Below are 7,578 nucleotides of genomic sequence, written 5' to 3' on the forward strand. Positions count from 1 at the left end.
TCAAAAATGCCGGGGCCGCTATCGGCGGCCTCGGCCCAACTTAACCTAAACCGGAGTTATTAAGCCGGGGCAGGGAAAGGAAATAGAAATGGCACTCGACAGTATTTCAGAACAAATTGCACATTTCGTTGGAGCATTTGAACTAACGACAGAACAGGCACGGCTGCGTGATCAATACCAAGAGTTCACGGCCATGCGGAAGAAAGCTGAATTAGAGGAACTGGAAGATCCAACTCAAATTCGGGTCAAGGCGGATTTGAAACTTGATCCCGGTGAGTTTGACCCGACGCCTTACAAGTTTGCGTCTCCGGTTGTTAACATTCCGGCACCATCAGAGGTTTTTGGATCGAATTCAGAAGCATCAGCTTTCACCGGCCCGGGTGCCAGCCCGGTATCCTATGGGTCTGAGATCTTGGCAGACGGGAATGCCGCTACAACGACCCAGACGACTACTATTACTTACTTGGATCCTGAGTTTGTAACTGAACTTGCTGGGTCCGCTGTGACCTACACCTTCCAGACCATTGAATTGAACGACAACGACACAATCGGTCAGGGTGATTTTCGCGACGCTGACGCGCTGATGGCGCATGGCGAAGAGGTTCTGGATACAGCCCTTTCCATGCACGCGGTTTCAGCCCCTTCAATCAACATCTCCGACTATCTTTCGATCGAGAAGATCGAGGCAATCGCCGAAGAAATGCAATCCCCAGTCAATGCCGAAGTTGAAGGTGCTACTGTGCATCAATTCCACGGCGAAGACGCAACGGGCATGATCGTGAACGGCGAACAGGTCGATGAAATGCCTGAATGGTCCGACCTGCTGCCCAAGAATCTTCAGCCCGAAGAAGACACGGATGACGAAACCCCCGAAGTGTTGCCAGCCAAAGCGCTGCCAGCTGAGTGGGATCAGGACAAAGATTCAGAGTTTGAAGACGGCCATACGGTAACAACTGGCGGCAATCTGGCCATCAACGAGGTCGCAGTGACCGTGGGTTGGGTGGATGCGCCAAACATCGTGGTCGGTGGGCAAGCCGTTAATCTGACTGTCATCAGCCAGGTCGCGGTTGTTTCGGACATTGACGAAGGCGATGATGGCGTTCAAAGCGATACCAACGTCGTGCAGTCCTCGCAGATTGGGGTGGAAGCTCGCGAAGCCCCTTGGTTGGATGTTAACGTTGCCGAACCTGGTCAGGATCCGCTGGTCGCTATCGACTGGATCGAAGGCGACCTTGTTGTAACGAACTTCGTAGATCAGGTGATTAACGCCACTGATATCGACCATATTGAGACTGAAATTTCAGCGTCGTCCTCCATGTATGCCCTGGGCGACAACGTGATGGCCAATGTCACAAACATCCTGCAGCTGGGCAGCTTCTATGATTTGATTATTATCGGCGGAAATATGATTTCGGTCGATATTGTTTCTCAGACCATTGTGTTGCTGGATGACGACGTGATCACTGGCGGCTTGCCAAGTGAAGACAACGACAACCTGGTCATGAATCAGGTCATGCTGAACCAGACTGGTGAAGACACGCATGAAGAACTGAGCGACGACCTTGCCGACGTATTGCCTCTGCAAGAGGTTGATGCTGACGCGCTTGAAGACGCCTTGATGAACGATCCCATGTTTGCCGGAACAGAATTGGTCCGGGTCCTGAAAATCGAAGGCGACCTGCTGCAGGTCAACATCATAGAGCAAACGACAATCCTGCAGGATCAGGACGATATCTCGCTTACAGGTTTGAACGCCGACGAAGCATCCGTTTTGGGTGCCGGCAATGCCGTACTTAACACGGCCAGCATAAACAAAGCGGGTATCGATTCAGTCGTTATGGCGCAAGAAGGTGAGTACTCGGATCTCTTGCTGCATCAGGCAAGCCTGATCGATGTTCCCGAAGAGGACAGTGTTGAGATTGCAAACGAGGCAATCGCCTTCCTGATGGAAGAAACTGACGCGACGGGCAGCACTGAGAACACCTCGGGTCACGTAAACCTGACACCATCTGAAACCGTGAGCGTCGACGACGGCCTGCATTCTATGCTAGCGTAGTAACCCTGTTTATTACGAGTGACCCGAAAGTTTTTTGACATGTCGATTGTATTTCCGTCGCGTCTTGTACGTTACATGAGTCCATTGGATCGTAACGGGGGCCCTGTTGTGAAACCACCAACAGCGAGCCGTTCTGATAGTAAAAACAAGAAGTTGCCCAAGTTGCGCCTAAGCGCGGACTTGTCCATTAGCACTCCTGCGCCGGGCAAAAAGGAAGCACCCGCAACGGCAAAAGCGGATGCGGACCAGGCAGTGAAAAAAGAACCACTGAAACGCGAATCGCAAGAGGAACCGCAACTGCGCGCCGGACCTTCCCCCCGGCGCAAGCAGCCGCAGCCTGCCGAAGACAATGACCAACAGGGCAGCGGTGCTGGGGTGGCCGATGATGTCAAGGACCCCGATCCAGAATCCGCCAACAAAACGAGCGACCGTGCACCCCCGGCGTCGCGCTCGGAAGGCGGGGAACGCTTGGGCACCACTATCGAGGCCAAGGCAAACCAACCACTGCTACGCACGAGTTCGGGTGGCGGTGATGGGAAAGGGCCACCCCAAACATTTCACAAACGTACCCCGCCCGAGGATTTTCAGCAGACGCTGCGAACATCGCTCAAGGCGATCTACCGCAACCTGTCTTTTGTGCTGGTTCTGACCTGCGCGACAAACATTCTGATCCTCGCCATTCCGATTTATCTGTTCCAGATCAGTGACCGCGTTTTGACCAGCCGGTCGCTGGATACTTTGATCATGCTGACGGCCATTGTTGCGGGCGCAGTTGTGTTTCAGTCGGCCTTTGATGCTGTTCGGCGATTCATGCTGATGCGCACCGCGGTTGAGGTCGCAGCCCGGCTTGGCGCCCCGATCCTAAGTGCGGCGGCGCATGCGTCCCTGCACGGCACCGGACGTGAATATCAGACGTTGGGCGACTTGCAGCAGGTGCGCGGTTTCCTTGTCTCCAGTACGCTGATTTCGTTCCTGGATGTCCCGTTCGCACCTCTGTTCATCCTGATGATCTTCCTGGTTCATCCCCAGCTGGGGATGATTGTGATCGTAACAGCCCTATTGTTGATGACGATTGCGTTCATCAACCAGAAGATGACAGCCAAACCGTTTGCCGAAGCCAGCAAGGCTCAGTCGATGGCGAATATGCATCTGGATTCGATGTCACGTAATAGCCAAATTATCAACGCTATGGCCATGATCCCCGAGGCCGTACGCATCTGGGGTCGCGACACCGCACAATCGCTGACCTGGCAGGTGCGTGCGCAGGATCGCAATGTGATCTTTGCCGCCATTTCGCGCGGTGTGCGTTTGCTGACACAAATCTGCATTCTGGGCTGGGGCGCTTTCTTGGCGCTGCAGGGTGAGATTACCGGCGGTATGGTGATCGCGGCCTCGATCATCGCGGGACGTGCCTTTGCGCCGATCGAAGGGTCGATTGAAGGCTGGAACACGTTCCTTCTGACCCGCGCTTCATATGGCCGGATCAATCAATTGCTGTCCAACTCGGCGTTGCAATTCGAGAAACTGCGCCTGCCGCGCCCCGAAGGTCGGCTGGATGTGGAACGTCTTCTGTATGTGCCCGGCGGCACCAAGCGCGTGGTTCTGAATGGCATCAGCTTTTCCCTGAACCCCGGCGAGACCTTGGCGATCATTGGCAACTCGGGAGCAGGCAAAACGACTCTTGGTAAAACACTGGTTGGGTCGATCCTGCCGACCTCTGGTAGTGTCCGTCTGGACCTGATGGATATCCGTAATTGGGACCCGCGCCAGTTTGGTGAAAGCATTGGATACCTGCCGCAAGACGTTCAACTGTTCCCCGGGACGATCAAGGACAATATCGGCCGGATGCGCTCGGACGCGACAGACGAGCAGATCCACGATGCTGCAGTCCTGGCCGACGTGCACAATATGATCGCCACGCTGCCACAAGGGTATGAAACCGTGGTGGCCGCCGACGGTACGCCGCTGTCGGGCGGACAAAAGCAGCGCATCGCACTGGCGCGTGCGTTCTTTGGCAACCCGCGCATGGTGGTTTTGGACGAGCCGAACTCGAACCTGGATGTCGCAGGGGACAAGGCCCTGGCGCGCGCCATTGCGCAGGCCAAGGAAAGCAAGATTACCGTTGTGGTGATCACCCAAAAGCCGACGTTGTTGAACGTGGTCGACAAAATCATGCTGCTGACAGATGGCCGTGTGGCGCTGTTTGGTCAGCGTGAACAGGTTCTGCAACAATTGAACGGGCCGCGTAGCAACCAGCCCGGCCTAGAAAACCAGTAAGGGGACTTTGAGATGAACGATCTGGTACCCGTAAACAACGACCCAATGGACCCAACGGTCTGGTACGCCGAAGTTCCACGCTCGATCAGTCGTTTTGTGACTATTGGGATTATCATGCTGGTCGTCTGCTTTGGCGGTTTTGGTGTCTGGTCCTTCAGTGCGCCGCTGGCCGCTGCGGTAATCGCGCAGGGCAGCTTTGTTGCAACTGGTCGCAACAAAATCGTACAGCACCTGGAAGGCGGTATTATCGAGGACATCAAAGTCATCGAAGGCCAAACCGTTGAGGCCGGACAAGTTCTGATGACCCTTGACCAGACCTCGGCCCAGGTAAACGAGCGTGAGTTGTTCGTCCGCAAGATCCGCCTGCAAGCAATGTCCGAGCGTTTGAACGCCGAATATGGCGAATTGCAGCGGCTGGAGTTTTCCCCAAATCTGGTTATCTCGGCAGGGGATGATGTTGAGGTTCTTTCGATCCTCGACGGGCAAAAGATCAGCTTTGATCTGTCGCGCAAGACCTTGCTGAACGACATCGCTTTGTTGGAACGCAATATGGAAGCTCTGAAAATCCGCTCTAGCGGGTTTAAGGCGCAATTGGAAAGCATGGTTCGGCGTTCAGAAATTCTGCAGGAAGAGTTCGAGACCAAAGAAGCGCTGTTTGAAAAGGGTTTGGTGCGAAAAGGTGAGTTGAACACGATCCGTCGCGTTCAGGCCGAAGCTGAAGGTCAGCAGGCCCGAATGGCCGCCGAAGCCGCGGAAATCAGCCAGATGCTGCTGAAATACGACGAACAGATTTCGCGTACCCGTGCCGCCTATCGCGAAGCTGCGTTGGATGAGCTGAGCGTGATCGCAGCCGATCTGGAAAGTGTCCGCGAAAAAGCCCGGCAAGCCCGCAGTGTTCTGGACCGTGCCGTCGTGCGAGCACCGGTGACAGGAACCGTGGTGCGGTTGCATTACCACACGCCGGGTGGCGTAATCGAAACCGGTGAGCCAATCGCCGAGATTCTGCCCGCAGACGCGCCACTGATCATCGAAGCCCAGATTCCGCGTACCGAGATCGACAGCGTCGTGACCGGACAACATGCGACCGTGCGACTTGTTGGGTTGAACCAGCGGACGACGCCGGTGCTGGATGGTTTAGTGTTCTATCTCTCGGCGGACTCCGTGTTTGAGGACACAGCCGGCGCACCGCAAGAGGTTTATCTGGCTCGGATTTCTCTGGATCCAGATGAAATCGGCCGTGTCAGCGGGTTTATCCCGACACCGGGCATGCCGGCTGAAATCATGATCCAGACTGAAGAGAGGACCTTTGCCGCCTATATCGCAAAACCTGTGACGGACAGCATGTCCCGCGCGTTCCGCGAGCAATAAACAGGCGGTTTGGATAACCAGTCTACATCTTTCCGCGTTGGCACATTATGATCCGGTGACAATCACTGGGGAGGTTTTGATGCCATTGACAGTCAAAGACATGATGGAAGCCGCAAACGCTGTCGTCGAACGTATTGACACCGGCCGTACCAAAGACCTGGTGGCGCAGGGTGCGTTGTTGCTCGATGTGCGCGATGCGGTGGAATTGCAGCAGACAGGCCGAGCCATTGGGGCGCACCATATTCCCCGCGCGATGTTGGAGTTTCGCGCAGACGATGCCCTGAAGTCCCACGATCCCGAATTGCGCAAAGACCGCGTCATCGTCTTGTACTGTGCCGCAGGTGCTCGGGCCGCATTGGCCGGTAAGCTGTTGAAAGATATGGGGTATGATCTGGTCTACAATCTTGGCGGGCTGCCCGATTGGGTCAACGGCGGCGGCGAGGTCACACCGTCCTAGGCGGGACGCCGATCAGGCGTTCAGAAAGGCTCTGACAGCTGCTTCGAACTCGCGCGGTTTTTCGGCATGCAACCAATGTCCTGCGCCGGGTATCTTGGCAAACCTGACGGCGGGGAACAGGGCGCGGATCGTGTCGCGGTATTCGGACAGGACATAATCCGAAGCACCACCAGACAAAAACAATACAGGACCGTCCCAGGCCTCTTGGAACTGCGGAAAGCCCATGATCTTGGGCATCTCAGCGGCCAGAACATCCAGGTTCAGCAGCCATTTCTTTCCCTTGATGTCCAGCGATTGTGTGAAAAAGCTCTGCAGTGCTTTCTCCACGCCCTGATCCGCCAGTTGTTGCTCGGCATCCGAGCGTCGCGTCACAGAAGGCAGATCCACGGCGCGCATCGCGGCAATAAACGGAAGCTGGCTGTGGCTGTAGGATACAGGTGCAATATCCGCCACGACCAGTTTGCGCAAAAGGTGTCCGTGCCGCAGTGCCAAAGCCATCGCAGCCTTGCCGCCCATCGAATGCCCAACCACATCCGCGTGCCCACCGTGATGTTCGATGACCTCTGCCAGATCGTCAGCCAGTTCCGGATAGCTGTGGTGGTCCGTCCACTGACTATAGGCGTGGTTTCGCATATCGACGGCGACGACCTGCCGTTCATTGGACAACCGCCGCGCAATGACGCCCCAGTTCCGGGCGGACCCATACAGCCCGTGCGCGATCAAAAGCGGAGGGTTCGCAGTTGGTTCACCATGTATGATCGTATTCAGCATTTTCGTGTGATACCCGTCGGGCCGGGAAACGACCAGCCCTATTGTCGCCTCTGTGCGCCAAGGCTAGATTGCAGCGTCAGGAGGCCGCGCCATGTCGGAAAACAATGAAATCCAAACCCAGATTGCAGACACCGTACAGCTGTTGCGCAAAAAGCTGGGCATGCGGGACAAGACGCTGACGGCATCGGTCCGCAAAGCCAAGCGACAATTGCCCCGCCGGATCTACAAGCAGGCGATGGTGCTGGCCAATTCCGAGCAAATGGCCGCCCATCCCAAATTGCGGTTGGTGTTGGACACCCCAAAGCTTGTTCGGGCTTCAGAAGAAGTTCAGGCGCATTTAGGCGGTATCAACCGGGCTGATCGGCGGATGGGGCGGTTTCTGGGAATGCTGGGCGGCCTGGCATTCAACCTGTTGGCCTTATTGGCGTTGCTAGTCGTTGTTTTGTGGTGGCAGGGTTTGATCTGACGAGGCGACAAACAAATGGCGCCCGGTGGGCGCCATTCAAGCCTTTGATATCCAACCGTCTTACAGGTTTGGATAGAGCGGGAATTTGGCGCAGAGGTTTGCGACCTCGGCCTTGACCTTGGCTTCGACGGCGCTGTTGCCGTCTTCGCCATTGGCGGCCAGGCCGTCGACCACCTCGATGAT

The 7,578-nt window shown here is 55.9% G+C and carries 6 protein-coding genes; 5 read left to right on the forward strand and 1 reads right to left on the reverse strand.

The genetic code is table 11. The annotated features are described in order from the left end of the window. The first annotated feature begins 88 nt into the window (after positions 1-88). From RUM8411_RS20675 to RUM8411_RS20690, 4 genes are all read left to right on the forward strand, one after another. Positions 89-2,056 carry a type I secretion protein gene (locus RUM8411_RS20675; RefSeq protein ID WP_085824622.1) on the forward strand — a complete coding sequence of 656 codons (1,968 nt, stop codon included), beginning with the start codon at positions 89-91 and terminating at the stop codon, positions 2,054-2,056. 252 nt (positions 2,057-2,308) lie between these two features. After that, complete coding sequence (locus RUM8411_RS20680) at positions 2,309-4,333, forward strand: type I secretion system permease/ATPase (protein WP_370738045.1); 2,025 nt, start codon at positions 2,309-2,311, stop codon at positions 4,331-4,333. A gap of 12 nt (positions 4,334-4,345) precedes the next feature. Beyond that, the gene (locus tag RUM8411_RS20685; protein ID WP_085824623.1) at positions 4,346-5,701 is read left to right on the forward strand and encodes an HlyD family type I secretion periplasmic adaptor subunit; all 1,356 of its coding nucleotides are present in this window, start codon (positions 4,346-4,348) and stop codon (positions 5,699-5,701) included. A gap of 79 nt (positions 5,702-5,780) precedes the next feature. Next, positions 5,781-6,158, forward strand: a complete 378-nt coding sequence (locus RUM8411_RS20690; protein ID WP_085824624.1) for a rhodanese-like domain-containing protein — start codon at positions 5,781-5,783, stop codon at positions 6,156-6,158. Positions 6,159-6,170: 12 nt separating this feature from the next. Here RUM8411_RS20690 and RUM8411_RS20695 read toward each other — a convergent pair whose 3' ends face one another. Then, positions 6,171-6,929, reverse strand: a complete 759-nt coding sequence (locus RUM8411_RS20695) for an alpha/beta fold hydrolase (RefSeq protein ID WP_085824625.1) — start codon at positions 6,927-6,929, stop codon at positions 6,171-6,173. A gap of 91 nt (positions 6,930-7,020) precedes the next feature. On the opposite strand from RUM8411_RS20695, the gene RUM8411_RS20700 reads away from it, so the two are divergent. Continuing rightward, positions 7,021-7,395, forward strand: a complete 375-nt coding sequence (locus RUM8411_RS20700) for a hypothetical protein (RefSeq protein WP_085824626.1) — start codon at positions 7,021-7,023, stop codon at positions 7,393-7,395. Positions 7,396-7,578: the final 183 nt, after the last annotated feature.

Source organism: Ruegeria meonggei (assembly GCF_900172215.1).
Classification (GTDB): domain Bacteria; phylum Pseudomonadota; class Alphaproteobacteria; order Rhodobacterales; family Rhodobacteraceae; genus Ruegeria; species Ruegeria meonggei.